Below are 24150 nucleotides of genomic sequence, written 5' to 3'. Positions count from 1 at the left end.
CTTTTTTTTGCTCGAAATTCACCATCCACCGCAGTGGTGGCAAATTTTTCAGGAGGTCAGCCATGTCGGGTGAACCTGATGACGTCGAGATCAGGCAGCAACAGGCGGACGACCGGCACGGAATATTTCACGTCAACCAGGCCGCATTCGGACGGGATTTCGAAGGCCGTCTTGTGGAACGCGTACTGGCGGAGGCGCGGCCGGTGGTTTCGCTGGTCGCGGCAACGCCGGACGAAATTGTCGGGCACATTCTGTTCTCACCGGTGATGCTGCCGGGCTATGCGGATCTCAAGTTGTTGGCGCTGGGCCCCATGTCGGTCATGCCGTCCCGCCAGCGCAGCGGTATTGGCGCGAAACTGATCGAGCGCGGACTGGCGGAGTGTCACCGGCAGGGCGCGGATGGCGTGGTGGTCCTCGGTTACCCGGAATATTACCCGCGCTTCGGGTTTGCGCCGGCTGCCTCGTTCGGGTTGGGCTGCGAGTTTGAGTGCCCTCCTGAGGCATTCATGGCCCTCGAACTGCTCCCCGGCGCACTTGCCGGCAAGAGTGGGGATGTGCGCTACCACCCCGCGTTCTCTGCCGGAGGTTAGCCGGGCGGTCGTGGCAGGCGAACCGGGCGCCTGCAGCTGCTAGAATGCCCTCCGTTAACAAGACCTGTGCAGAGATAAACGGGAATAAATATGAACACAGCAATGAAAATCCTGCTTTCCAGCGAGGCAGCACCGGCGGTCTGGGGCGAATCTGCGCCGGTGAGTTTTGACGGATCGACGGCAACCATCCATTTACAAAAGGCGCCGCTACTCGCTATACAGGGGGCCGCGCGCAAGCTGGACGGCATGGGTGTGGGCTCCGTTGCAATGGCCGGCGATGGCTGGGATACGGATGCGTGTTTCGCATTCTGGCAGGGCTATTTCAACCCGAAAAAGCAGCAGGCTGCGGCGCCGGAAAAACAGCAGTCGATCGAATTCCCGGCGCTTGCCGAGGCTGCACAGGCCGAGCTGGATGCGCGCATCAAGGCGGCCGCCTGGGTGCGCTGGGTGACAAATTGCCCTGCCGAGCAGATCTACCCGCAGACACTGTGCGAATCCGCCGCCGAGTTGTTGCACGGGCTGGCACCTGAAGCGGTGAGCTCCAAGATCCTGCTCGGCGATGAGCTGCTGGCGGAATCCTTCGTTGGCATCCACACGGTCGGCCGTGGCAGTGTGCGCGCCCCGGCAATGCTGCAACTCGATTACAACCCTACCGGCGACGCGAATGCTCCGGTGGCAGTGAGCCTGGTGGGCAAGGGCATTACGTTTGATTCCGGTGGTTACAGCATCAAGCCGTCCGTCGGTATGGTCCATATGAAAAGTGACATGGGCGGTGCGGCCATGGTTACGGGTGGCCTCGCACTCGCCATCCAGCGCGGCCTGGACAAGCGCGTAAAGCTGTTTCTCTGCTGCGCGGAAAACATGGTGTCGAGCAATGCCTTCAAGCTTGGCGACATACTGAACTATCGCAACGGCGTCACGGTAGAGGTCAAGAATACCGATGCTGAAGGCCGGCTGGTGCTCGCCGATGGCCTGATTGCGGCTGCCGAGGACGAGCCCGGCCTGATCGTCGACGCGGCAACGCTGACCGGCGCTGCCAAGATGGCGGTTGGGCGGGATTACAATTCTCTGATGACGTTCAGTGACAATCTCGCGGGGAAAGTACTGGCGGCAGCCGGGGCTGAAGATGAGAAACTCTGGCGCCTGCCTCTGGAAGCGCTGCACCTCGGCCAGATCGGTTCCCCGTTTGCGGATATTGCGAATATCGGATCCGAGGGCACTGCGGGTGCTTCAACGGCTGCGGCTTTCCTGGCGAAGTTTGTGCCTGAAACACAGCGCGAATCGCGCTGGCTGCACCTCGACCTGTCCGGATCCTACCAGCCTGGCGCAACAGACCTTTGGGCGGCGGGTGCGAAGGGCCACGGCGTACGCACCATTGCACGCCTTCTCTCGGACGCGTAATCCGGCCTCCGTTCAATATGTTGAACGAAAAGGGCGTCAACCAGTATGGGCCTTTCACGGGCCTACTGCTTGCCGGGCTCGCTGTCTTTCTCGTCACTCTCAGAGCCATCTTTATTGCCACTTGGCGGCTCGCCGGGCTTCTGCTTCTCGGGGGACTGTTCCGGCATCTGAGTGGCTTCCGGAGTTTCCGGTGTAGAGGAGCGCTCTTCCGGGTAAGCGGGCTTCACTTTGGGCACTTCGCTGATTCCCGTGGCGGTATCCCCACCACTGCTGCTCGGTTCACCCGCCGACTTCAATGCATCCACGGTGCCGTCGCTGGACTCCTTCTCGGTTTCTTCAGTCTGCGGCGCCGGTGGCTTGTCTTTGGGATCTTCCTTCGGTCCGCCGCAGGCGACGAGCAGTCCCGCGACCAGCGCGAATAACAGTATTCCGCATTTTCGCATCTTGGCGTTCCTTTTCTCGAGGTTGGGTCTCCACTTGTGGGGCCTGCCGTTGCATCCTTCGGAAGAAGCACAGCCGGGCTCGCAGCGTTTTGCTGCTGGGACGAATGCTAGAGTTGTTGAGAGCCGCTCGGAAATGTTGTTATGAGTGCGAAACAGAATCCTCTATATATTCGCTATGCCGGTCCAATGTTGCTGGAAACGCCGCTGCTGAACAAAGGCAGCGCGTTTACGGAAGCGGAGCGTCTTGCGTTCAACCTTGTCGGGTTGCTCCCGCCACAGATTGAGACCATCGAGGAGCAGGTGGGGCGCGCCTACCAGCAGTACCGCCAGTTCGATGACGACCTGAACCGGCATATCTACCTGCGCGCCATCCAGGATACCAATGAGACGCTGTTCTACCGGTTGCTGCAGGACCACCTGACGGAGATGATGCCGGTCATCTATACACCGACGGTGGGTGATGCGTGCGAGCATTTTTCCGATATCTACCGTCGCCACCGCGGGCTTTTTATACCCTACCTGCAACGCGGCCATATCGACGAGATGCTGCACAATGCCACCAAGCGCAAGGTCAAGGTTATTGTGGTGACGGATGGCGAGCGCATCCTCGGGCTGGGTGACCAGGGCATCGGAGGTATGGGCATCCCGATCGGCAAGCTGGCACTCTACTGTGCCTGTGGTGGCATAAGCCCGGCCTATACCCTGCCGGTGGTGCTCGATGCGGGCACCAACAACCGCAAGCTCATTGAGGATCCCATGTACATGGGTTGGCGCCATGAGCGGATATCCGCAGACGATTACAAGGCGTTCGTGGATACGTTTATCCGCGCGTGCGCGGCGCGCTGGCCCGGCGTGATGATCCAGTTCGAGGATTTTGCGCAGCGTAATGCCCTGCCACTACTTAACCGCTATCGCGACGAGCTGTGCTGCTTCAATGACGATATCCAGGGCACGGGTGCGGTGACTCTGGGCTGTATTATGGCGGCGTGCCGTGCCGCAAAAACCCGGGTTTCCGATCATCGCGTGATGTTCGTCGGCGCCGGTTCCGCCGGTTGCGGCGTGGCGGAACAGATTGTTGCCGCCATGTGTCACGAAGGGCTTGAGGATGCGGATGCCCGCAGCCGGGTGTTTATGGTCGACCGCTACGGCTTGCTGTGCGACGACATGGTAAACCTGCCGGATTTCCAGGCGCGGCTGGCGCAGCCGCGCGCAGCGGTGGAGCGCTGGCAGCCGGGCGCGCGCGATATATCCCTGGAGCAGGTCATGGATGGGGTAAAGCCGACCATCATGATTGGTGTCTCCGGCCAGCCCGGCCTTTTTACCGAGGCTCTGGTTTCGCGCATGGCGCAATACTGCGAGCAACCGATCATCTTCCCGCTGTCCAATCCTAACTCGCGGGTAGAGGGGCAGCCCGCGGACCTGGTCGCCTGGACCGGAGGGCGTGCACTGGTGGCAACCGGCTCGCCGTTTGAGCCGGTGCCCTACGATGGCCGGCGCATCGAGATTTCCCAGTGCAACAATGCCTATATCTTTCCCGGTATCGGCCTCGGGGTGATCGCCTCGGGCGCCACCCGGGTAACCGATAATATGCTGATGGCCTCCAGCGTGGCGCTGGCGGACTGCTCGCCGCTGGCCCGCGATGGCAGCGGCGCGCTGCTGCCAAGTCTTGCGGAAATTCGTGAGGTAAGCCGTTATATCGCGCTGAAGGTCGCGCGCCAGGCCGTTGAGGATGGTGTGGCGCCTGACCCCGGCAGCGATGAAGCCCTGCAGGAGGGTATCGAGCAGAACTTCTGGCAGCCGGTATACCGCAGCTACAGGCGGGTGGCCTACTGAGCATGACCCACAAGTTACTGGTTTATTACGATGGCGCCTGCCCCACCTGTGTCCGTGATATGGCGGCTTATCGGAGGCTCGCGGGGCGTGCTGCGGAGAATGTCGAATGGTTCGATATTACCGGCCAGGACGATGCATTGCGGGAGCGTGGCATAGACCCCGTCGCTGCGCTCAGGTCCCTGCATGTGCGGGACCGTAATGGCCAGTTACTGGAGGGTATGCCGGCCTATGCGGCACTGTTGCGGGAGATCTGGTGGTGCCGGCCACTGGCCGCGGCGATGCTGTTTCCACCCCTGCGCGCACCGCTGGAGAAGGTCTACCGGCGCCAGGTGGACCGGCGCCTGTGCCGCAGCGGGCGTATGCCCTGATTCGCCATAATCCGGCCCCCGTCTGCCACGTTAATTGCCCGTGCATGCCCTTTTTGGTTGTTGCAATGCTTGCTGACAGGACAGTGACCGCAACAACAGGAGGCCGGCCATGCAATCCAGCACAATCCTTTCTTTCCCGGAACTGACGACGGAAGCGCAACGCGGTCGTGCGGCGCGCAGGGCCAGTGCGATTGGCCGTATTGTATTTCTCGACCTGCCGTTTCTGGTCATTGCCACCCTGGTGGTCTTTTCAGGATCATGGTTCGCAGGTAGCGCCGCGGCTTGCAGTTAAGTTAGTCTGTGGCCCGACAATAAAAATGAACCAGGGTGAAGGTTTATGCAGGCAGAAGTTGCAGAGCGCGAGGAGGCCACCGGCGAGGCTCGCCAGGTGGAGCAGATAGATACGCTGATCATCGGTGCGGGCATATCCGGTATCGGGGCCGCGTGCCACCTGACCCGTGAGTGCCCAGGCCGGGAATTTGCCATCCTCGAAGGGCGCGATGCCATAGGCGGTACCTGGGACCTGTTTCGCTACCCGGGCATCCGCTCTGACTCGGATATGTTCACCTTCGGGTACCGGTTCCGTCCCTGGACCGAGGGCAAGGACATCGCGGATGCGCCCTCGATCCTGAATTACCTACGGGAAACCATGCAGGAATACGACATCGAGCAAAAGATTCGCTTCGGCCATCGGGTGCAGCGGCTCGAGTGGCGCTCGGACCTGTCGCAATGGCTGATCGACGTGCTGAAGTCGGACGGCACCCGCGCCCGGATCGCCTGTAATTTCCTGATGACCTGCACCGGTTACTACGACTACGCCGAGGGTTACCGACCGGAATTTCCCGGCGAGCAGGACTTCAACGGGCAGATTGTGCACCCGCAGCACTGGCCGGAAAACCTCGATTACCGCGGCAAGCGGGTGGTGGTGATCGGCAGTGGCGCCACCGCAGTGACGCTGGTGCCGGCCATGGCGTCAGACGCCAGCCATGTCACCATGCTCCAGCGTTCACCAACCTATGTATTTACCCGCCCGGCCGAAGATGCCATCGCTCGCTGGCTGCGCAGGCTATTGCCGGCCAAGCTCGCCTACAAGCTCACTCGCGGCAAGAATGTATTGCTCAGCTGGTATTTGTACGCCATATCGCGCCGCAAGCCGGAGAAGATGCGCGAGTTCCTGCGCAACATGGCGAGGGAAGAGCTGGGTGACAAGATCGATGTAGACAAGCACTTCAACCCGGATTACGCGCCCTGGGACCAGCGCATGTGCCTGATTCCCGATGCGGACCTGTTCCGCGTGCTGCGCGAGGGTTCCGCATCCATAGAAACCGACCATATCGAGCGCTTCACCGAGAGCGGGATATTGCTGAAGAGCGGCAAGTCTCTGGAGGCAGATATCATCGTCACCGCCACGGGCCTCAAACTGCAGTTCCTGGGCGGGGCGGAGCTACTCAAGGATGGTGAACCGGTACACGCGAAAGACCTGGTGGTTTACAAGGGCATGATGCTCAGCAACCTGCCCAACCTCGTCGCCGTGTTCGGCTATACCAATGCCTCCTGGACACTCAAGGCCGACCTGACCTGCCGCTACACCTGCCGTCTGCTGAACTATATGGAGGAGCAGGGGCTCAGGGTGGTGGTACCGGAACTGGATACGGAAAAATTCGACACCGAGCCGGTAATCGGCCTGCAATCCGGTTATGTGCACAGAGCCGAGGGCCTTCTGCCGAAGCAGGGGCGTGCAGTACCCTGGCGCAATCGCGACAACTATATCCGCGACCTTCTGGCGATCCGCTTCGGCAAGGTGGAAGATGAGGTGTTGAAGTTCAGCCGTTGATAACAGGGCTGAAGGGCACAAAAAAGGGCAGCCGAGGCTGCCCTTTTGCGTGGTAGCTGAGGCGTTATTACAGGGCCTGCAGTACGCCCACGCACACAGCGGTCAGCACCAGGCTGCTGGTGATCACGCCTTTGACAGTGGTCATAGGACCCTGCTTGCCGAACAGCGCATTGGCTTCCAGCAGTGCGATGATCGCCACAACGATCCAGAAGCCGGTGGTCAGGTTGACGCTGCCGTAGCCCTTGAGCATACCCATGGAATGCGGACCGGCCAGCATGCCCGCCAGCATCGGCGCAGAAAACAGTACGTTGGTGCGTGATGCCAGCAGCGCCTTGGCGCCCGCAGCTGCCGCGTCACCTTCGACCATGCCCAGGGCAATTTTCTGGTTCGGCCAGATGACCAGCCATACGTTCAGGAACATCAGGGTGCCCATCAGTGCGCCCATCAGGATGTAGGGGTTCATCTGGTTCATCTTCATCACGCCGACGAGCAGCACCAGACCGGTGAGGAAGGTGAACATCGCGCCCCAGCGGAACCACCACAGCGCTTCCGGAGCCAGCTTGGCCTTGGCGTCTTTCAGGGCTTCCGGAGAAGCGGATTTGAAGTAGCCACCCTGTACAAAGTTGAAGTAGTACAGCATACCGATCCAGGTGATGCCGAACAGCACGTGACCCCAACGTGCCAGCATATTGATGACGTTCATCGTTTCCATGCAGATTCCCCAATGGTTCTGTTTGTGAAGTTATCGCCGCATTTTAACCTAACTCGAAGAACAATGTGATTTTTCTTGATTTGCCTCAGTTGTTGGTAATTTGTACTGGTGTAGGCAGTGAATATCAACAGATCGGTCTGACCCTGTGCAGCGTGAGAAAATCATCAGCGAGGAACTTTTCTGGTCCAGCTATTCGGGGAACATTTTACGCGGGCTGCTGCTCCGCTTCGGGTTTCACTTTTTTGTTCGCCGGCGGATATTTTTTATACATCCATGCCAGCGCGACTACCGCGATCAGGACAGGGAATGCAGCACGTTGGCGCTGCGGAATGCCGAGGTCAGTACCGAGGCGCAGTAACGCTTCAGTGGCGACAGCAAAGGCGAGGATCATGCGACTCAGATGGCGTCGCAGCCAGTAACGGGAACTGGACGGTTGGGTGAGCAACATCCTCACATCGTCGTAAACGAGCGCGGCCAGCATGGCTGCCATGACGATGGGTGCGTATGCAAGCGCTTCGCTGGCCAGGTTGAGGCGGATTGATTGGGTTGCCGTGAATAGCAGTAGTGCTATCGCTGGAATGAGCAAGGCAATAGCGAGGGGGCGACTTTGCCGATATTTTTTAGAAAAGCAGATAACACCGGTAAGAATCAGGTACAGCGAAACGGTAGAAAGCACCAGTACTGGCGGAATAAATTGCTTGCCCAGGGTTATGAGCGATGTGATGCAGACAGCGCCCATCAACCAGGCAAATACCGTCCCGGATTTCACATGGTTCTTTGAACCTTTTTTTACCCAGAGTGCTGTCACGGCACCGAATAGGGCGATGGTACCAAAAAGGATATGTAGCCAGACGTTAACCTGGTAAAAGTCGATGCTCATTTTGTGCCCGTCTCATTATCGTTTTTATCAACAACGGTTTCTCAGGACACGCGACCGCTGGAACTGCTTGCGCACCTGTTTTGACTCTGCTGAACAGAGACATTTTTCTAATTCTTCAGTGTGGCCCCCGTGTATGCAACTCCAGGCCTTCAAATGGGTGACGCAGTTCATAAACCGAGTACATCGATCCACTGCCCATCTCTGGCCACTATGATATTGCCCTTATAGATATCACCCATGCCACTGGTAAAAAACTGCTCGGCAATCCAGGTCGGGGGTAATGCGGGGATCAGGTGGGTCAGGACCAGGTTTTTTGCGGCTGTTTGCTGTGCGATCTCTGCCAGCTCCAGCGTCGAGGTATGTGCTTCTGCGATCACCGCCATTCTCTTCCGGGTAATCGGTGCACCGCGAAGCTCGAGTTGCTCGCCAACATGCAGGAGTATTTCACTGTTCAGGGCTTCGTGGATGAGGATGTCCGCGCCTTGCGCGTACTGGCGGATCCCATCGCTGGCTTTGGTGTCGCCACTGATCACGACCACTTTGCCTTTATGTTCAATTCGGTAGCCAAATGCATGATGCCAGTCAGGGTGATCCACCCGAAACGCGCGGATGGTCAGGCCGTTTTCCTCGTGTACGATGACGGATGAACTTCCTTCTACGTGGATGTCTGCGGCGCCGGCGAAAACTGTCTCGCGTTTGAGGTTCTCCGCAGCCAGTACCCGATTACGTTCGGTCAGGTCTTCATCATAAGCGGACTCAAAGCCTTTGATTAACGCTTCTGTGCCGTGAGGACCCCGGATGATCGTGGGGTTGCGGCGGCCATAGAGCCAGGTGTTGTGCAGCACTTCCGCTACACCGGAGATGTGGTCTGAGTGCAGGTGAGTAAGGAAAATACCTCCGAGTTGCCCGACAGGTGCCCCGTATTCACTGAGCTTGCCGATCGCGCCCTCACCCGCGTCGAACAGGAATAGTTTGCCATTGGCTACCAGTGCAGTGCAGGGTTGGCCGCGTGCGGGCGTCCGGTTCGGTGAGCCGGTACCACAGAACAGTAGCCGAAAGTCATCTTTGCGTGGTTGGCTGTCGGTCACGATTTTCTCGACGGCTTTTTCTGCAACCTTGTATACGACAGGCCGAAAATCCTGCGAGTACAGGTAGGCGCCTGCAGCAATAAGAGTTGCCAGGATGGCGAGGCTGATATTTTTGATTGCTTTACTCATGTTCGTTACTGCTGGTTGGCTGCGATTGACTCTGCGGAATCAAGGGTTTCTTTGCGGTAGAGGGATGGCAGGAAATCGGACAAATAGCCCATTTCCTCGATAGCATGCACCATCAGGTCCTGTGCCATCTTCGGCCGGGCAACAAGGAGCCGGGTCAGTGCAGTATTGCCGAGAACACCCTCGAGGGAAGTTACCTCGTTGTTGCCATCGCGCTTCGCGATATGGCCAAGCCAGAATATGGATCGCATTTCCGCGCCCCAGTCGGTATTGCGAACCACATGGCACATGCTGGTGACATTGATCGGCTCCTCGAGCAGGCCCACTTTTGCGCAGACCACAAACTGGTTATCCCGCGACTGGTAAGCGTTGAGGAATTCTCCTGGGTCAACGAACTGGATGCGCAGCTTGTGCAGTTCAGTGCCGAGGTACTCATGCACAAGGTGGCTGGCACCGACAATCTCTCCGGGAACCTTGTTCTCCCAGTCCATCCACACGTGGGCCGTGGGGTGCCACCTTTTGTAGTGCTCGGTGGTTTGCATGTAGTCGGAGAACCACCACCTGACCATGTCGGCCTTGACCTCGGGCATCCTTGTCAGGGCCTTGACGACGAAAACGCCGTTGGGCTGGCGCTGGATGCCAGTTTCCATTGCTGTAAAAGAGCCGCTCAGTACGCCGCGGGTATCCCGGTAGGGGCTGAGGGGGTTCCACCCCATGACTGCTACAACCAGCAGGCCCGCGGCAATGACGGTAGACAGGCGCTTCATGCTACTCCTTCAGGTCGTTTATCACGCTGTTCCAGCGTATTCGATTTATGTGCGTGCGCGCTCGCGCACTATCTGTGCACACTAACGCAATAGTGCACTGGTGTGCAATAGAGGGCGCAAGGCGGCTTTGTCCCGGCCCGCGAGGAGTGATCCGGGAAGCGAGCAGCGGAGTAGAGTGCGGTCAGGGGAGCGGGGTATTGCGGGCGGCCGCGATGATTGAGGCGATCTCCTCCTGCTCGATGCCCAGGATGTGCAGCAGGTAGTGGGCCCAGACCGCGCTGCGATCCTGGGTACCGAGAGTAGTGATTTCTTCCAGTACCAGGCCGATAAAGCCCCAGCTTACCAGGGCATCCAGTGCTTCCAGGGGTAACGGCGAGGCGAAACGGCCCTGTTCATAGCCTTTCAGGAGTGTGCGCATGATGAAGTCGCGCTGGCTGTCCTGGGTTGCGTCTATCAGGAGGCGCGGGAGGCTGGCCAGTTGCGCGGTGATCGGGTCGGTGGCGATGCGGTTGAACACAGCCAGTGCACTCACCGTCAGTACGACTGCTGGATCGTCATGCTTTTCAGCAACGAGGACGGACTCCGCGGCATAGCGACCGAAGCGCTCCGTGATTGCGGCCTTGACGCAGTCCTCCTTGTTGTCGAAGTGGTTATAGAAAGTCCGCCTGCCGACGTCCGCCTTGTCGGTGACCTCATCGATGGCGGTTTCATCAGCGCCTTTTTGTAAAACCAGCTCTATGGCCGCCTGCATCAGTTGCTGGCGGGTTCTCTCGCGTCGACGGTCCATACGGCTGGTGCTGGTATCGCTGGTTGCTGAGGCTGGCTTGCTCATCAATGTGCCTATTGCGCAATTTATTTCCCACTTCTGCACCCGTGGCACGGGCGCAGGCGCCCAGTCTATCAGTTGTCAGAAGCTGGCGCGCCACCGGGTCACATTCCTGTGCAGTATTACCAATGCGAGCATAATTGCCATATCGTGCAGTATTGCGCATGTGTGCATAAACTGGTTAATATTGGCTTCCCATGCTCGATTGAGTGGCTTGAGCCGCTGGGCCTGAACATAAAAATAAAATTTGAGGAGAGAAGGCGTGTTCAATCGCACCGCGCTGTTCAGCGCAATATCTGCGACCATGATGGTCTGTTTACCCGCTTCAGCACTCGCCAGCGAGGAGCGTCTCGCCCTTGAGGAAGTGGTGGTAACGGCCCAGAAGCGTGAGCAAAACCTGTTAGACGTACCCGTTTCGGTTCAGGCGCTGACCGGGAGCGGGCTGGAGGATGCCGGTGTACAGGACTTCGCGGACCTGGTGAATGTGTCGCCGTCGCTGGGCTTGCAGGACAACCTCGCACCCTGGCAAAAAAGCGTCTATATCCGCGGTGTCGGGACAACCATCAACAGCCCAACTGTGGAATCCAGCGTATCCACGGTTTTGGACGGGGTAGTGCTGGCACGACAGGGCCAGTTCTTTTCCGAGCTTGCTGATATCGAACGTGTAGAGGTTTTGCGTGGGCCGCAGAGCACCCTGTTCGGCAAGAATGCCGCTGCCGGTGTATTGAATATTGTCACCAGGCGCCCGAGCCTGGATACCTCGGATGGCAGCGTCGAGCTCGGTTACGACGAGTATGGCGAGGAGCGCGTCAGGGCAACCCACGGTGCTCCCCTCAGCGATGTTGTGGCCTACCGACTCAGTGCCAACTACAAGAACGTGGGTGAAAGCCACCTGGAAAATATCAACATCGATGGCGACAGTCTGGACGGTGGCAAAGGGTATGCCGTGCGCGGCAAGTTGCTGTGGGAGTTGAATGATGCCGCTGATGCTCTCTTCATAGCGGATTATGGGCGCAATGATGGTCCGGCCGGGGTGCGGGTCATTCGCTCTGCCAGTGGCCTCAGTCAGCAGGTCATTCAGATCGGCGCCTCAGAGGTGATGGAATACGGAGCGGGCAATCGCAAGGTCAATATCAACGATGCGAACCTGGTGGATACCGAGGAGTGGGGACTCAGCGGTGAGCTCAACTGGACCCTCGATGACCACACCCTGACGGCAATCACCGCTTACCGATCCTGGGATCACGATAACGCGCTGGATATCGACTCCACTGGTCTGGATGTGCCGGCGGTTTCCGTTCCGGGCCTGGGCACGCCCTATTTCAGGGGGGCGGTCAGCGGCAACAAATTATCAAAGCAGTTCTCACAGGAAATTCGCCTGCAGTCCAGCAATGACTCCGCATTGCAGTACCAGCTGGGCGCTTTCCTGTGGACGACCAACTATGAATCCAATACCGCCGACCGGCGCCAGGTCTGCTTTGGGGGGCTGGTCAATCCGGTGGGTACCCACTGCGCTGGCCTGATACCGACCCTATTGCCTTCCCCGCCTTTTCCTCCGGGAACGGTTGACGGCATCCAGTTGGCGATTTCCGGTGGCGAAGAGACCGAGATCGATACCCGGTACTACGCGTTGTTCGGCCAGGCCGACTATAGCCTGACCGATGAATGGTTGCTGACCATGGGGCTGCGCGTCCAGCGCGACAACTTTGAGTATGCAAACACTGCACTGGGGCCCGTCGAGGCCGGAGACATACCGCGAAGGGTGTATCAGGGCGCGGGCGAAGTCAGCTACACGGAGTGGACAGGCAAGTTTGGTACCCAGTATATGCTTGGCGATGTCTCCAACATTTATGGGCATTACTCGCGTGGTTACAAAGGCCCGGGCGCTGATATCGGCAGTAATTTCGAGGCGCCGTTGGAGCCGGAATTCGTGGACGCTGTTGAACTCGGTTACAAGAGCCGCTTGATGGATGGTCGCCTGGGCATCAACGCTGCATTGTTCTGGCAGGACTTCACCGATACCCAGGTGTCCTATTTCAATGTTGAGGACAGCGAGTTCCGGGCAACCAATGCCGGTGAGTCCCGTCAACGCGGTCTCGAACTGGACATGATGTTCGCTGCAAGCGCCGACCTGCAGTTGAATGCAAGCGCGACTTACCTCGATGCAGAGTATCTGGATTACGAAACAACCTGCTACCTGCGCGACCCGGATCCGCAGTGCGCCGGCAATGGCGTCAAGAGTGTGGCAGGGGAGACCACGCCGTTCTCGCCGGAGTGGAAGTTTGTGGCCGGTAGCCGTTACGTCAAGGGCATCCCCGCGCTGGCCGCCGACGGGTTCCTGCAGCTGAATTATCGCTGGCAGTCCGAAACCCATTACGACTCTGCCCAGAACCCGTCAACCCTGCAGGGTGATTACGGGGTTGTCGACCTGAGTTTCGGCATTGAAGACCAGGGCGGCCGCTATCAGGTGAAGCTGTTTGTGCACAACCTGACCGACGAGAACTATGTCTCCAATCTGGTGGCCTTTGATGATGCCACCGGCATGGCGGAAACGGTGGTGCAATTCGTACCGAAAGCCGCAGATCGGTATGTAGGCGGTAGTTTCCGGTTTAACTTCTAACGCTTCCCGGGTTATCCGGTCCTGGTAGGCGGCCTGTGCGTAAACGCAGGTCGCCCTTTTTGTTTGGAATGAACAAAAGCGGGCAGGTGCGGGCAAAAAAATACCTCCGCGGGGGAGGCATTTTCTGTGGATGGTGGGCCCAGCAGGACTTGAACCTGCGACCGATCGATTATGAGTCGAGCGCTCTAACCAACTGAGCTATAGGCCCTTTGAAAGACGGGAAAAATACTGGATTTCAGCGCTGGATGCAATGCAAACAACGGCCTCAGAGCCACTTCGGCACCAGTATGTTGAGCCAGGTAATGCCCCACAGGATCAGGGCCACTGATACCGCCGCAGAGCCGGTGTCCTTGGCAATCTTGGACAGCGGGTGCTTCTCCGGGCCGATGCGATCCACCACCGCCTCGATGGCGCTGTTGAGTAGCTCCACGATGATCACCAGTACGCACACGCCGGCCAGCAGCGCGCGTTCAACGCCGTTTTCCCCCAGCCACAGCCCCAGCGGGATCAGGATGCTGGCCAGCGCCACTTCCTGGCGGAATGCCGCTTCATTCCTCCAGGCCGCAGCCAGGCCCTCGCTGGAATAGCGCGAGGCCGCGATGATGCGCCCGATGCCGGTGTGCCCCGGCTTGTGTGGCTTGTCGGATTCCGGATCTGTCATGGGACCTCCCGAAAAAAAGCCCGGCGGTGCCGGGCTTCGTGTTGGATCGCGCGAGCTTACTCGTCGAGGAAGCTGCGCAGGTGCTCAGAGCGCGATGGATGGCGCAGCTTGCGCAGTGCCTTCGCCTCGATCTGGCGGATCCGTTCACGGGTCACGTCGAACTGCTTGCCCACTTCTTCGAGGGTGTGGTCGGTATTCATGTCGATACCGAAACGCATGCGCAGTACCTTGGCCTCACGCGCGGTCAGGCCGGACAGTACCGAGCGGGTTGCATCGTGCAGGCCGGTCTGGGTAGCGGAATCTACCGGTGACTCCTGGTTCTGGTCCTCGATAAAGTCGCCCAGGTGGGAATCCTCGTCGTCGCCGATCGGGGTTTCCATGGAGATCGGCTCCTTGGCGATCTTCAGTACCTTGCGGACCTTGTCTTCCGGCATTTCCATGCGCTCGCCCAGCTCCTCAGGCGTAGGTTCGCGGCCCATTTCCTGCAGCATCTGGCGGCTGATACGGTTCAGCTTGTTGATGGTCTCGATCATGTGCACCGGAATACGGATGGTGCGGGCCTGATCCGCAATGGAGCGGGTAATGGCCTGGCGGATCCACCAGGTGGCGTAGGTCGAGAATTTGTAGCCGCGACGGTATTCGAACTTGTCCACCGCCTTCATCAGGCCGATGTTGCCCTCCTGGATCAGGTCCAGGAACTGCAGGCCACGGTTGGTGTACTTCTTGGCGATGGAGATTACCAGGCGCAGGTTGGCCTCAACCATCTCCTTCTTGGCGCGGCGTGAACGGGCCTCGCCAATGGACATGCTGCGGTTGATTTCCTTGATCTGCGCAACTTCCAGTTGCGCGCGCTCCTGCAGTTCGTGCAGGCGGCGCTGGCAGCGGGTGATTTCTTCCACCACCTGGCGCAGGTTGTCGGAGTAATCGCGCTTTTTCTTGATGACCGCAGGGATCCACTCCTCATTGGTCTCGTTGCCCGGGAACTCCTTGATGAACGTCTTGCGCGGCATTTTTGCCGCCTTACAGCACAGCGCCATGATGCGGCGCTCGTTGGCGCGCACGCCATCGAGGATGCTGCGTACTTCACCGTATAGCGGGTCGAACTGGCGCGGTGCCAGTTTGAAGAAGCGGAAGACCTCGGCGACGGCTTCCATCGCCTTGCCGGCCTGCTTGGAGTCGCGGCCGTGCTTCTTGATGGCGGCGTCAGCTTTCTTTTGGGCGGCGATCAGGGCCTTGAAGCGCGCTGCCAGCTCTTCCGGGTCGATACCGCCGGGGTTATCTTCTTCCTCGTCGTCATCATCGTCGCTGCTCTCGGCTGCGGCGCCGGCCTGTGCACCGGGCGGCACTTCGTCTGCCGGGTCGAGCCAGCCTGCAATCACGTCCGGGACGCGGCGCTCGCCTTCCTCGATCAGCTTGTATTCGTCAATCACGGCCTGTACTGCGCCCGGCCAGCAGGCCATGGCGGCCATCAGCTCGCGCAGGCCTTCCTCGATACGCTTGGCGATGGCGATTTCGCCTTCGCGGGTCAGCAGTTCAACAGTACCCATTTCGCGCATATACATGCGCACCGGGTCGGTGGTGCGGCCCACATCGGTCTCTACTGCAGCCAGTGCCGCGGCGGCTTCCGCTGCGGTCACTTCGTCGGCGGAGCTGTCGCCTTCGGCCATGAGCAGCTCTTCGGCATCCGGGGCGTTCTCAAATACCTTGATGCCCATATCGTTGATCATGCCGATGATGTCTTCGACCTGGTCGGGGTCGGAGATATCCTGCGGCAGGTGATCATTAACTTCGGCGTAGGTCAGGTAGCCCTGTTCCTTGCCGCGGGCAATCAACTCCCGGATGCGGGAAGTTTGCGCTTGGGTGCTGTTCGTCATGCACAACCCTGAGTTGGTGGACGTTTAAAAAATGGACAAAAAAGACGCGGGATTATAGCGTAGTTTGGTTGTTGTTAACCACTGTGACCATCTCGGTAGCCTTCGGTTCCTGCGGGTCACAGACTTGTTCTGGGGGCGCAGCGGCCGGATTTCAAGCGGTGGTTCAGGCTTTCGGGCCCTTGTGTACCATCCAGTTGGCCAGCAGGGCACGCTTCTCCTCGGGGCTCTTCTGGTTGAACGCCGGGTCGCGCAACATTTCCAGTGCCTGCTGGCGGCGTCGCCGCTCCGCACTCTCGCCCAGCCTGCGCAGGCAAGCCTCGAATTCTTCCTGCGGGTTGAACCCGGAGACCCTCTGCGCACCGAGCGCTTGCGCCAGCTGTTCCAGCTTTGCGCTCTGCTCTGCATCGTAGTGTGCGCACCAGTGACCGAGTATGCGATTGCGGCTGTAGCCCGGGCGCTCGTGTAGCAGCTGCAGGACCTGCGCAAACAGCTGCAGGTCAGGGTCGCCGCTGTCCTGGAATTCGCTGGTGTCACCCACCAGCTCGGCCAGTTTGGGGTGATTGAGCAGCAGCGCAGTGAGTAATCGCTCCGGCGGCAGGCGGTACTGACCGCCGCGCTGCGGCTGACGCGGGGAGCTGCTTTCCGGGTGCGAAGGGGGCGCAGTCGGTGGCAGGTCCGGCTCGGGCAGTCCGGGCTCGGCTGGCTGCGGGCCCTGCGCCTGTGTGCGCTGGGGCTGCTCAGGCGCCTGGGGTGCCAGCCGTGCCGGCGCCGCATTCTGTTCGACAATTTCCTTGAGTGTGTCCAGCTGCAGCCCGGTGCGGCGTGCCAGCTGCTCGAACATCAGCTGCCGGTACACGCCCTTGGGCAGGCGGTCGAGTAGCGGCGCTGCCAGCTTGCTGAACTTGGCCCGCCCGTCCAGGGTCTGCAGGTCGATCCCCTCGGCGGCGCTGTCGAACAGGAAGTCTTCCAGCGGCACGGCGGTGTGGATCAGCTGTTCGAAGCGGTCCTTGCCGATCTGGCGTACCAGTGTGTCCGGGTCCTCGCCCTCCGGCAGCAGCAGGAAGCGCACCTGGCGGCCGTCCTGCATCTGCGGCAGGGCCGCGTCCAGAGCGCGCTTGGCGGCGGTGCGGCCCGCCTTGTCGCCGTCGAAGCAGAACACCACCTCGGGCACGTGCTTGAAGGCGAGCTGCAGGTGGTCCTCACCGCAGGCGGTGCCCAGGGTGGCCACTGCGTAGCGGATATCGAACTGCGCCAGTGCCACCACATCCATATAGCCCTCGACCACCAGCAGGCGTTCCAGCTTTTGCTTGTGCTGGCGTGCCTCCCACAGGCCATAGAGTTCGCGGCCCTTGTGGAAAATCGGGGTTTCCGGCGAGTTCAGGTACTTGGGCTTTTCATCCCCGAGCACGCGACCGCCGAACGCAATGGCGCGCCCGCGCTGGTCGCGAATGGGGAACATGATGCGGTCACGGAAGCGATCGTAGTAGCGTTCATTGCGGCCGCCCTCGGCTTCCTTATGGATCACCAGGCCGGCCTGCTCCAGCAGGCGGCGGTTGTCCGGGGTGTTGCCGAGGCGGTTGAGCAGGTTGTCCCAGCCCGGTGGGGCCAGGCCCATGTTGAAATCACGGGCAACCTCGCCGGTGAGGCCGCGATTGCGCAGGTACTGGATTGCCTTGCGTGCGGCCGGGTGCTCCCTCAGCTGGGAACGAAAGAATTTCTCGGCCTCGGCCACCAGGTCATACAGGGTCCTGCTGGCCTGCTGGCGCGCCTGCTGGGCCTTGCTGACCTCCTCGCGAGGGACCTCGACCCCGGCCAGTCGCGCCAGCTGCTCCACGGCTTCCGGGAACGGCAGGCGCTCGTACTCCATCACGAATCCGAGGGCATTGCCGCCGGCGCCGCAGCCAAAACAGTAATAGAACTGCTTGTCCGGGCTGACCGTGAAGGAGGGGGTCTTTTCCTCGTGAAACGGGCAGCAGGCGGAGTAGTTCTTGCCGGTCTTTTTCAGCTTAACGCGGCTGTCCACCACATCGACAATGTCGGTGCGGTTGAGCAGGTCGTCAATAAAGTGCTGCGGTATCTTGCCGGCCATAGATTACTGAACCATCTGTCCTCAGGACAGTTGCGCCTTGACCAGCTTGCTGACCGCGCCCATGTCACCGCGGCCCTGCACCTTGGGCTTCACGATACCCATGACCTTGCCCATGTCCTGCATGCCGGCGGCGCCGGTTGCAGCGATCGCCTCTTTCACCAGCTCGGCGATCTCGTCTTCGCTCAGCTGCTCCGGCAGGAACTCCTGAATAATGACCATCTCCGCCTTCTCGATATCCGCCAGCTCAGTGCGGCCGGCGTCCTCGAACTGGGTGATGGAGTCGCGGCGCTGCTTCACCATCTTGTCCAGCACCGCCAGGATGCGGGCGTCATCGAGCTCGATACGCTCATCCACCTCGATGCGCTTCAGCTCGGCGCTGATCAGGCGCAGGGTGCCGAGGCGTGCCTTCTCGCGGGCTTTCATGGCGGCTTTGGTGGCTTGCTGGATGGTGTCTTTGAGTGTCGACATCTTGTCTGGGTCCGTAAATGTTGAGTTCAGCCGGGAAGAATAGCGCGAAAGCCTGCCCCGCGACAGGTGAGCCGGGTTCGGGCCAGAGTTGGACCAGAGTTGGATCAGGGTTGGGCCGAAGATCGCGCGGGGGTTAAATGTACAGACGCAAAAACGGCGCGTGAGCAGGGCTCGCGCGCCGTTTTCGGTTCTGTATGGCCAGCTGCCGTGGAAGGTAAAATGGCAGCTAGCGACCAGGCCTGCTAGCGGGCCGGATCAGTACAGACGCTGGAACTTGCGGTTCTCGCGCGCCATTTTCTTGGCATGACGCTTAACAGCTGCAGCAGCTGCGCGCTTGCGCACGGTGGTCGGCTTCTCGTAGTGCTCGCGACGACGTACTTCAGACAGTACACCGGCTTTTTCGCAGGAGCGCTTGAAGCGGCGCAGGGCAATATCGAACGGCTCGTTTTCTTTGATCTTTACTGATGGCATTGGTTTACCTGATAACTAAACATACTCGGCGTCGCCAGCGTCCAGTATTGATAACAGGCGACCTTCCACGATTGTAAACCCGGGTGAAAATTCATCCACAGGCTCGAGAGGGCGCAAATTCTATACACTTGTTGCGGCAATCGCAACACCGGACGGCAATCTGTATGATAGGCCACCCGCGGGGCAAAAGCCCGCGCCAGGGCCCGCCCCGTCTGGGTTTGCGGGCAGGTGGCGGTGCCTTAAGCGGGCTGTACGGTCACAAATATGGGCTTTCCATGCGAGTACTTGGAATCGAAACCTCCTGCGACGAAACGGGCATCGCGCTGTATGACAGCGAGCGCGGCCTGCTCGCGCACGCCCTCTACAGCCAGGTGCAGCTGCACAGTGAATACGGCGGCGTAGTGCCGGAACTGGCCAGTCGCGACCATGTGCGCAAAACCCTGCCGCTGGTGGAACAAGTGCTGGCGGAAGCCGGTGTTGAAAGTTCGGATGTCGATGCGGTGGCCTACACCGCCGGGCCCGGACTGATCGGCGCGCTCATGGTGGGTGCCTGTATCGGGCGCAGCCTCGCCTACGCCTGGGATGTGCCCGCAGTTGGCGTGCACCACATGGAGGGGCACCTGCTGGCACCGATGCTCGAGCCGCAGCCGCCGCAATTCCCGTTTGTGGCGCTGTTGGTGTCCGGCGGCCACACCCAGTTGGTGGATGTGCAGGGTATTGGCCAGTATGAACTGCTGGGTGAATCCCTGGATGACGCTGCGGGTGAGGCCTTCGACAAGGCTGCCAAGATGCTCGACCTCGATTATCCCGGTGGGCCACGCATTGCTGCGATGGCAGAGCGAGGCGACGAGCGCCGCTTTAAATTCCCGCGCCCGATGACAGACAGGCCCGGGCTGGATTTCAGCTTCAGTGGCCTCAAGACCTATACCCTGACCACCGTGCGCGACCATGCGCAGGCCGATGGCCTGCCCGACGACCAGACCTGCGCCGACATTGCCGCGGCATTCCAGTCCGCGGTGGTGGACACCCTGGTGATCAAATGCCGACGGGCGCTGAAACAGACTGGGCGCAAGACCCTGGTGATCGCCGGCGGAGTATCCGCCAACCAGTTGCTGCGCCAAAGACTGGAAGCCAAACTGGCAGAGGACGGCAACCGCGTATTCTACGCGCGCCCGGAATTCTGCACCGACAACGGTGCCATGATTGCCTATGCCGGTTGCCTGCGCCTGCAGGCCGGGGAAACCCAGGGGCTGGCCATCGATGTGCGCCCGCGCTGGCCGCTGGCGGAAATAAGTCGGTCAGCATCAGGCGGGCAATAGACCGAAACAGGAAATGGAATAGTTGCTCATATTCGTGCTGTGAGCTTTTATCGTTGAGGCGAGCGGTAAACACTTTCAAAACATTTTCCGTAAGGCTTCTGTATTGGGTTTACAAGAGAAGCCGACAGGAAGTTTTGAAAGTGTTTACCGGTTGCCGGAAAGAACCCCCGGGAACTTATGGACATTGTTTACATTCGCGATCTCAAGATCGACACCATCATCGGCATCTACGACTGGGAGCGGGAAATCCGCCAGACCGTCAGTATTGATCTGGAAATGGTGACCGACATCCGCAAGGCCGCGGCTACCGATGACATCGAACACACCCTCAACTACAAGGCCGTGGCCAAGCGCCTCATAGCCTTCGTCGAAGGCAGCGAATTTTTACTGGTGGAGGCCATGGCGGAGGAAATCGCCAGCATCGTGCGCACCGAGTTTGGCGTCAGCTGGCTGCGTTTGCGCCTGTCCAAGCCGGGCGCCGTGCGCGGTGCGCGGGACGTGGGTGTGATCATCGAGCGCGGCGAGCGTAGAGAAGCAGCGCCCTCTGCCATGGCGACCGGGTCGGAGCTCTGAGCATGGCGCAGGTGTACCTGAGTCTCGGCAGCAACATCGAACGCGAGCAGCATATCTGTGCAGCCCTCGACGCGCTGGCGCAGGCATTTGGCGCGTTGCAAGTGTCCTCTGTTTATGAAAGCGAGGCGGTGGGGTTCGAGGGGGAAAACTTTTATAACCTGGTGGTGGGCATCCACACAGGCCTGTCCGTAACGGAACTGTCTGCGGTACTGAAGCAGATCGAAGACGACAACGGGCGTTGCCGCAATGGTCCCAAGTTTAGTGCCCGGACCCTGGATATCGATATCCTGACCTACGACGACCTGGTGGGCGAACACGGTGGTGTGCAGTTGCCGCGCGACGAGATAACCCGCAATGCTTTCGTATTGTGGCCGCTCGCGGAGATTGCGCCGGATGCGCGCCACCCGCAAACCGGGGAGCGTTATGCGTCCCTTTGGGACGCATACGACAAGTCGAAGCAAAAACTGTGGGCTGTCGAATTCAGCTGGTCGCCGCCGAATTAAGCCTGGCCTTCTGAGCCCTGTTCGCTATCGGCTTTGAGTTTTGCCAGCTTCTCCTTGAGGTGGGCGATACCGGGCTTGTGCTCGATCACCTCATCCACGCTCAGCCCTTTCAGTTCGTGCGGGAAAACCAACCATTCCTCAGTCTCGTGCACATAGTAATCCGGTACGCGGTCCGTCTTGTTTTTGCCGGGTTTGTAATAGGGGCAGGCAATACGGATTTCCGGGGTATTCTTCTTGCAGGCCTTGTGCAGGTCCTTGATCACCTGGTCGATGCTGAGGCCGGTATCGTGTACATCGTCGACAATCAGCAGGGACTCGTGTGAGTGTACCTTCTTGATTACATAGGTCAGGCCGTGCACCTTGACCGTCTTGGCGCGCTCCTCGATGCCGGTGTAGGAAGACGTGCGGATCGCAATGTGATCCGAGTGCAGGCCGAGGTAATCCAGCAGCTCCTGTACCGCAATGCCCACCGGCGCGCCACCGCGCCAGATACCCACGATATAGTCGGGCCGGAAACCGCTTTCGAATACTTTCATGGCCAGGGCGAAAGAATCGTCCAGCAGTTCCTGTGCGGAAATATATCTTTTGTCGCTCACTGCAATACCTCTCCCTGCAGGTTCCTGTTGTTTCTTGTTGCGTGTGTTTCTTGTTGCGTGTCGCGCCTTGTTGCAACGTTTTGACGCATGCGCGGCGCAATTCTAGGGCCGTTGGCCGCTAGTTCACAGCTTTGTTTACCGCCGGGTCAGATCGTCAGGCTGCGACCGCCATCGACAGCCAGGATCTGACCGGTGACGTAGGGAGCGTCGACCAGGTAACGCAGGGCCGCGACGATATCGGCGGGCTCGCCGGTGCGCCGCAGGGGGGTGCGGGAAAGGATGGTTTCCTCCGGCGTGTTCAGCTGGCCGTGGTGTTCCGGCCACAGCACGGCACCCGGCGCGATGCCATTGACGCGGATTCGCGGCGCAAGCTCCACCGCCAGGCTCTTGGTCAGCATGGCGAGCCCGGCCTTGGCGGCAGAGTAGATCGGGTGGTTGGGCATTGGACGCTGTGCGTGGATGTCCACCAGGTTGACGATGCTGCCGCCGCTGGCGCTGAGGCTGTCGACCAGTGCCTGACACAGGAAAAACGGCGCCTTGAGGTTGCTTCCGATCAGGTCGTCCCACTGCGCCTCTGTGGCGGTATCCAGCGGCGTCGGGAAAAAGCTGGAAGCATTGTTGATCAGCAGGTCCAGCCGGCCCCAGTGTTTCAGAGCCTGGGTGGCAAGGCTGGCCGGCCCACCGGTTGTGCACAGGTCCGCCTGGGCACCGGCGGCGGAGTCTGCGCGCACCCGGTTCAGGCCGGCAATCAGGGATGCGGCGGCCTGGCCACTGTTGCGGAAGTGGATGACGACATTGAAACCGTCCTGGTGCAGTGCCTCGGCCATGGCTTTGCCGAGCCTGTTGGCCGCACCGGTGATCAGGGCAACGCGTTCAGTCAAAAGGAGCCTCCCTGGATACCTGGGCTATGGCGCGGATGCGGGCCCGGTGCAGCGCCTCGCCGAGTTCTGCGCCTTCCAGTCCGCGGGTGACAAACTGGCGTGGCTCTACCCGGTTGCAGGCCGCGAGTGCCGCGCGCAGATAGTCTGCCTGCGGATAGGGCCTGTCCTGCAGCCCGGCACGCCCCTGTGCGTCCGCCTGGCAGGCCGAAAGGAAGTGCTCGAACCGTTGCGGGCGGCGCAGGGCGTCAAGCGCCTTGATGATCTTGAATACGGTCTTGGGCTGTAATTCGAATGCCCTGTGGCAGTGTAGGTGATATTCACACACGGCCAGCGCCAGTGCGCGCTCCCCCCGCGGGCATGCCAGGCGCTTACATACGGCTTTTACCAGGGGCAGGCCGGCGGCTTCATGGCCGTGGTGTGCGGGCAGTATCTCCGCCGGTGTCACCCCCTTGCCCAGATCGTGCAGCAGCACGGCAAAGCGGACCGGCAAACTGACGGGCGCCTGCCTGAGCGCCAGCAGCACGTGTGCGCCAGTATCGATTTCCGGGTGATGCTTCGCCGGTTGCGGTACGCCAAACAATGCTTCCAGCTCCGGCAGCAGGATGGCCAGGGCGCCACACTCGCGCAGCACCTCGATAAATACCTGCGGATCCCGCTCCAGCAGGGCACGGCTGACCTCCTTCCAGGTGCGCTCTGCGACCAGATGCTGCACCTCCCCGGCGTTGACGATATCGCGCATCAGCGCCATGGTTTCGGGCGCGACCCGGAACCCAAGGTGGTGGTAGCGTGCGGCAAAGCGTGCGACGCGCAGGATACGCAGTGGGTCTTCGGCAAAGGCTGGGGATACATGCCGCAGCAGTTTCTGTTCCAGGTCGGCGCGACCGTCATAGGGGTCCACCAGACGGCCTTCGGAATCTTTGGCTATGGCATTGATGGTGAGGTCGCGCCGCAGCAAGTCCTCTTCCAGGGTCACGCTGGGCTCGGCAAACACGGTAAAGCCGCCGTAACCGTGACCGCTTTTCCGCTCGGTGCGGGCGAGCGCATATTCCTCGCCGGTATCGGGGTGCAGGAACACGGGGAAATCGCGCCCGACCTGGCGAAAGCCGCTATCGAGCATCTCTTGCGGGGTGGCGCCTACCACCACCCAGTCGCGTTCATGCACCGGGTAGCCGAGTAACTCATCGCGCACCGCGCCGCCTACCAGGAATGTGTTCAAGTTGACTCCTT

Annotated in this window: 24 protein-coding genes and 1 tRNA gene; 10 read left to right on the top strand and 15 right to left on the bottom strand. The window is 60.2% G+C overall.

Annotated features, from left to right (window positions below; genetic code table 11):
* Positions 1–62: 62 nt before the first annotated feature.
* Entirely contained in the window at positions 63–590 is a 528-nt protein-coding gene (locus QSJ80_RS00420) for a GNAT family N-acetyltransferase (RefSeq protein WP_285762290.1), read from the top strand.
* 90 nt (positions 591–680) lie between these two features.
* Positions 681–1991: an aminopeptidase PepB gene (gene pepB, locus QSJ80_RS00415; protein WP_285762289.1), complete on the top strand. Its 1311-nt coding sequence runs from the start codon at positions 681–683 to the stop codon at positions 1989–1991.
* A 62-nt stretch (positions 1992–2053) separates the two neighbouring features.
* Here the strand turns inward: pepB and QSJ80_RS00410 are convergent, their stop codons facing one another.
* The gene (locus QSJ80_RS00410) at positions 2054–2434 is read right to left on the bottom strand and encodes a hypothetical protein (RefSeq protein ID WP_285762288.1); all 381 of its coding nucleotides are present in this window, start codon (positions 2432–2434) and stop codon (positions 2054–2056) included.
* A gap of 141 nt (positions 2435–2575) precedes the next feature.
* On the opposite strand from QSJ80_RS00410, the gene QSJ80_RS00405 reads away from it, so the two are divergent.
* From QSJ80_RS00405 to QSJ80_RS00390, 4 genes are all read left to right on the top strand, one after another.
* A complete protein-coding gene (locus tag QSJ80_RS00405) occupies positions 2576–4267 on the top strand; it encodes an NAD-dependent malic enzyme (RefSeq protein WP_285762287.1) in 1692 nt (563 codons plus the stop codon).
* A 2-nt stretch (positions 4268–4269) separates the two neighbouring features.
* On the top strand, positions 4270–4635 hold the full coding sequence (locus tag QSJ80_RS00400) for a thiol-disulfide oxidoreductase DCC family protein (protein ID WP_285762286.1): 366 nt from the start codon (positions 4270–4272) through the stop codon (positions 4633–4635).
* A gap of 109 nt (positions 4636–4744) precedes the next feature.
* Positions 4745–4927: a hypothetical protein gene (locus QSJ80_RS00395; protein ID WP_285762285.1), complete on the top strand. Its 183-nt coding sequence runs from the start codon at positions 4745–4747 to the stop codon at positions 4925–4927.
* Positions 4928–4972: 45 nt separating this feature from the next.
* Complete coding sequence (locus QSJ80_RS00390) at positions 4973–6469, top strand: flavin-containing monooxygenase (protein WP_285762284.1); 1497 nt, start codon at positions 4973–4975, stop codon at positions 6467–6469.
* Between the two features lie 67 nt (positions 6470–6536).
* On the opposite strand, the gene QSJ80_RS00385 is transcribed toward QSJ80_RS00390, so the two are convergent.
* The 5 genes from QSJ80_RS00385 to QSJ80_RS00365 all read right to left on the bottom strand — a co-directional run bounded on the left by QSJ80_RS00385 (position 6537) and on the right by QSJ80_RS00365 (position 10874).
* Positions 6537–7181, bottom strand: coding sequence for a urate hydroxylase PuuD (locus QSJ80_RS00385; protein ID WP_285762283.1), 645 nt, complete (start codon positions 7179–7181; stop codon positions 6537–6539).
* A 205-nt stretch (positions 7182–7386) separates the two neighbouring features.
* Entirely contained in the window at positions 7387–8061 is a 675-nt protein-coding gene (locus QSJ80_RS00380) for a hypothetical protein (RefSeq protein ID WP_285762282.1), read from the bottom strand.
* Positions 8062–8228: 167 nt separating this feature from the next.
* Positions 8229–9278, bottom strand: coding sequence for an MBL fold metallo-hydrolase (locus QSJ80_RS00375; RefSeq protein ID WP_285762281.1), 1050 nt, complete (start codon positions 9276–9278; stop codon positions 8229–8231).
* 5 nt (positions 9279–9283) lie between these two features.
* Positions 9284–10042, bottom strand: a complete 759-nt coding sequence (locus QSJ80_RS00370; protein ID WP_285762280.1) for a DAPG hydrolase family protein — start codon at positions 10040–10042, stop codon at positions 9284–9286.
* Positions 10043–10223: 181 nt separating this feature from the next.
* Positions 10224–10874 (bottom strand): TetR/AcrR family transcriptional regulator, encoded by a 651-nt coding sequence (locus QSJ80_RS00365; RefSeq protein ID WP_285762279.1) that lies wholly within the window; start codon positions 10872–10874, stop codon positions 10224–10226.
* Positions 10875–11130: 256 nt separating this feature from the next.
* Here QSJ80_RS00365 and QSJ80_RS00360 point away from each other — a divergent pair, with 256 nt between their 5' ends.
* Complete coding sequence (locus tag QSJ80_RS00360; RefSeq protein WP_285762278.1) at positions 11131–13488, top strand: TonB-dependent receptor; 2358 nt, start codon at positions 11131–11133, stop codon at positions 13486–13488.
* 131 nt (positions 13489–13619) lie between these two features.
* On the opposite strand, the gene QSJ80_RS00355 is transcribed toward QSJ80_RS00360, so the two are convergent.
* From QSJ80_RS00355 to rpsU, 6 genes are all read right to left on the bottom strand, one after another.
* Positions 13620–13696: transfer RNA gene (locus tag QSJ80_RS00355), tRNA-Ile, on the bottom strand.
* Positions 13697–13753: 57 nt separating this feature from the next.
* A complete protein-coding gene (locus QSJ80_RS00350; RefSeq protein WP_285762277.1) occupies positions 13754–14149 on the bottom strand; it encodes a diacylglycerol kinase in 396 nt (131 codons plus the stop codon).
* A 56-nt stretch (positions 14150–14205) separates the two neighbouring features.
* Positions 14206–16023 carry an RNA polymerase sigma factor RpoD gene (gene rpoD, locus QSJ80_RS00345; RefSeq protein WP_285762276.1) on the bottom strand — a complete coding sequence of 606 codons (1818 nt, stop codon included), beginning with the start codon at positions 16021–16023 and terminating at the stop codon, positions 14206–14208.
* A 163-nt stretch (positions 16024–16186) separates the two neighbouring features.
* A complete protein-coding gene (gene dnaG, locus QSJ80_RS00340; protein WP_285762275.1) occupies positions 16187–18112 on the bottom strand; it encodes a DNA primase in 1926 nt (641 codons plus the stop codon).
* Between the two features lie 21 nt (positions 18113–18133).
* On the bottom strand, positions 18134–18580 hold the full coding sequence (locus tag QSJ80_RS00335; protein WP_285762274.1) for a GatB/YqeY domain-containing protein: 447 nt from the start codon (positions 18578–18580) through the stop codon (positions 18134–18136).
* 255 nt (positions 18581–18835) lie between these two features.
* A complete protein-coding gene (gene rpsU / locus QSJ80_RS00330; protein WP_285762273.1) occupies positions 18836–19051 on the bottom strand; it encodes a 30S ribosomal protein S21 in 216 nt (71 codons plus the stop codon).
* A 275-nt stretch (positions 19052–19326) separates the two neighbouring features.
* Between rpsU and tsaD the strand changes: the two genes are divergently transcribed.
* The 3 genes from tsaD to folK all read left to right on the top strand — a co-directional run bounded on the left by tsaD (position 19327) and on the right by folK (position 21446).
* Entirely contained in the window at positions 19327–20370 is a 1044-nt protein-coding gene (gene tsaD, locus QSJ80_RS00325; protein ID WP_285762272.1) for a tRNA (adenosine(37)-N6)-threonylcarbamoyltransferase complex transferase subunit TsaD, read from the top strand.
* Between the two features lie 177 nt (positions 20371–20547).
* Positions 20548–20943 (top strand): dihydroneopterin aldolase, encoded by a 396-nt coding sequence (folB, locus tag QSJ80_RS00320; protein WP_285762271.1) that lies wholly within the window; start codon positions 20548–20550, stop codon positions 20941–20943.
* A 2-nt stretch (positions 20944–20945) separates the two neighbouring features.
* On the top strand, positions 20946–21446 hold the full coding sequence (gene folK / locus QSJ80_RS00315; RefSeq protein ID WP_285762270.1) for a 2-amino-4-hydroxy-6-hydroxymethyldihydropteridine diphosphokinase: 501 nt from the start codon (positions 20946–20948) through the stop codon (positions 21444–21446).
* Here folK and QSJ80_RS00310 read toward each other — a convergent pair.
* The 3 genes from QSJ80_RS00310 to QSJ80_RS00300 all read right to left on the bottom strand — a co-directional run bounded on the left by QSJ80_RS00310 (position 21443) and on the right by QSJ80_RS00300 (position 24139).
* A complete protein-coding gene (locus QSJ80_RS00310) occupies positions 21443–22042 on the bottom strand; it encodes a phosphoribosyltransferase (protein WP_285762269.1) in 600 nt (199 codons plus the stop codon). The genes folK and QSJ80_RS00310 overlap by 4 nt on opposite strands.
* A 146-nt stretch (positions 22043–22188) precedes the next feature.
* On the bottom strand, positions 22189–22923 hold the full coding sequence (locus tag QSJ80_RS00305; RefSeq protein WP_285762268.1) for a pteridine reductase: 735 nt from the start codon (positions 22921–22923) through the stop codon (positions 22189–22191).
* Complete coding sequence (locus tag QSJ80_RS00300; RefSeq protein ID WP_285762267.1) at positions 22916–24139, bottom strand: multifunctional CCA addition/repair protein; 1224 nt, start codon at positions 24137–24139, stop codon at positions 22916–22918. Before QSJ80_RS00300 ends, QSJ80_RS00305 begins: the two co-directional genes overlap by 8 nt.
* Positions 24140–24150: the final 11 nt, after the last annotated feature.

Source organism: Biformimicrobium ophioploci (assembly GCF_030270605.1).
In the GTDB taxonomy this organism is placed as follows: domain Bacteria; phylum Pseudomonadota; class Gammaproteobacteria; order Pseudomonadales; family Cellvibrionaceae; genus Biformimicrobium; species Biformimicrobium ophioploci.
Note: the sequence above shows the minus strand (reverse complement) of the source record. Positions and strands in the feature narration are given on the sequence as shown.

Coding starts and splice junctions, on each gene's coding strand:
- QSJ80_RS00420 (WP_285762290.1), top strand. CDS start 63: ATGTCGGGTGAACCTGATGACGTCGAGATCAGGCAGCAACAGGCGGAC.
- pepB (WP_285762289.1), top strand. CDS start 681: ATGAACACAGCAATGAAAATCCTGCTTTCCAGCGAGGCAGCACCGGCG.
- QSJ80_RS00410 (WP_285762288.1), bottom strand. CDS start 2,434: ATGCGAAAATGCGGAATACTGTTATTCGCGCTGGTCGCGGGACTGCTC.
- QSJ80_RS00405 (WP_285762287.1), top strand. CDS start 2,576: ATGAGTGCGAAACAGAATCCTCTATATATTCGCTATGCCGGTCCAATG.
- QSJ80_RS00400 (WP_285762286.1), top strand. CDS start 4,270: ATGACCCACAAGTTACTGGTTTATTACGATGGCGCCTGCCCCACCTGT.
- QSJ80_RS00395 (WP_285762285.1), top strand. CDS start 4,745: ATGCAATCCAGCACAATCCTTTCTTTCCCGGAACTGACGACGGAAGCG.
- QSJ80_RS00390 (WP_285762284.1), top strand. CDS start 4,973: ATGCAGGCAGAAGTTGCAGAGCGCGAGGAGGCCACCGGCGAGGCTCGC.
- QSJ80_RS00385 (WP_285762283.1), bottom strand. CDS start 7,181: ATGGAAACGATGAACGTCATCAATATGCTGGCACGTTGGGGTCACGTG.
- QSJ80_RS00380 (WP_285762282.1), bottom strand. CDS start 8,061: ATGAGCATCGACTTTTACCAGGTTAACGTCTGGCTACATATCCTTTTT.
- QSJ80_RS00375 (WP_285762281.1), bottom strand. CDS start 9,278: ATGAGTAAAGCAATCAAAAATATCAGCCTCGCCATCCTGGCAACTCTT.
- QSJ80_RS00370 (WP_285762280.1), bottom strand. CDS start 10,042: ATGAAGCGCCTGTCTACCGTCATTGCCGCGGGCCTGCTGGTTGTAGCA.
- QSJ80_RS00365 (WP_285762279.1), bottom strand. CDS start 10,874: ATGAGCAAGCCAGCCTCAGCAACCAGCGATACCAGCACCAGCCGTATG.
- QSJ80_RS00350 (WP_285762277.1), bottom strand. CDS start 14,149: ATGACAGATCCGGAATCCGACAAGCCACACAAGCCGGGGCACACCGGC.
- rpoD (WP_285762276.1), bottom strand. CDS start 16,023: ATGACGAACAGCACCCAAGCGCAAACTTCCCGCATCCGGGAGTTGATT.
- dnaG (WP_285762275.1), bottom strand. CDS start 18,112: ATGGCCGGCAAGATACCGCAGCACTTTATTGACGACCTGCTCAACCGC.
- QSJ80_RS00335 (WP_285762274.1), bottom strand. CDS start 18,580: ATGTCGACACTCAAAGACACCATCCAGCAAGCCACCAAAGCCGCCATG.
- rpsU (WP_285762273.1), bottom strand. CDS start 19,051: ATGCCATCAGTAAAGATCAAAGAAAACGAGCCGTTCGATATTGCCCTG.
- tsaD (WP_285762272.1), top strand. CDS start 19,327: ATGCGAGTACTTGGAATCGAAACCTCCTGCGACGAAACGGGCATCGCG.
- folB (WP_285762271.1), top strand. CDS start 20,548: ATGGACATTGTTTACATTCGCGATCTCAAGATCGACACCATCATCGGC.
- folK (WP_285762270.1), top strand. CDS start 20,946: ATGGCGCAGGTGTACCTGAGTCTCGGCAGCAACATCGAACGCGAGCAG.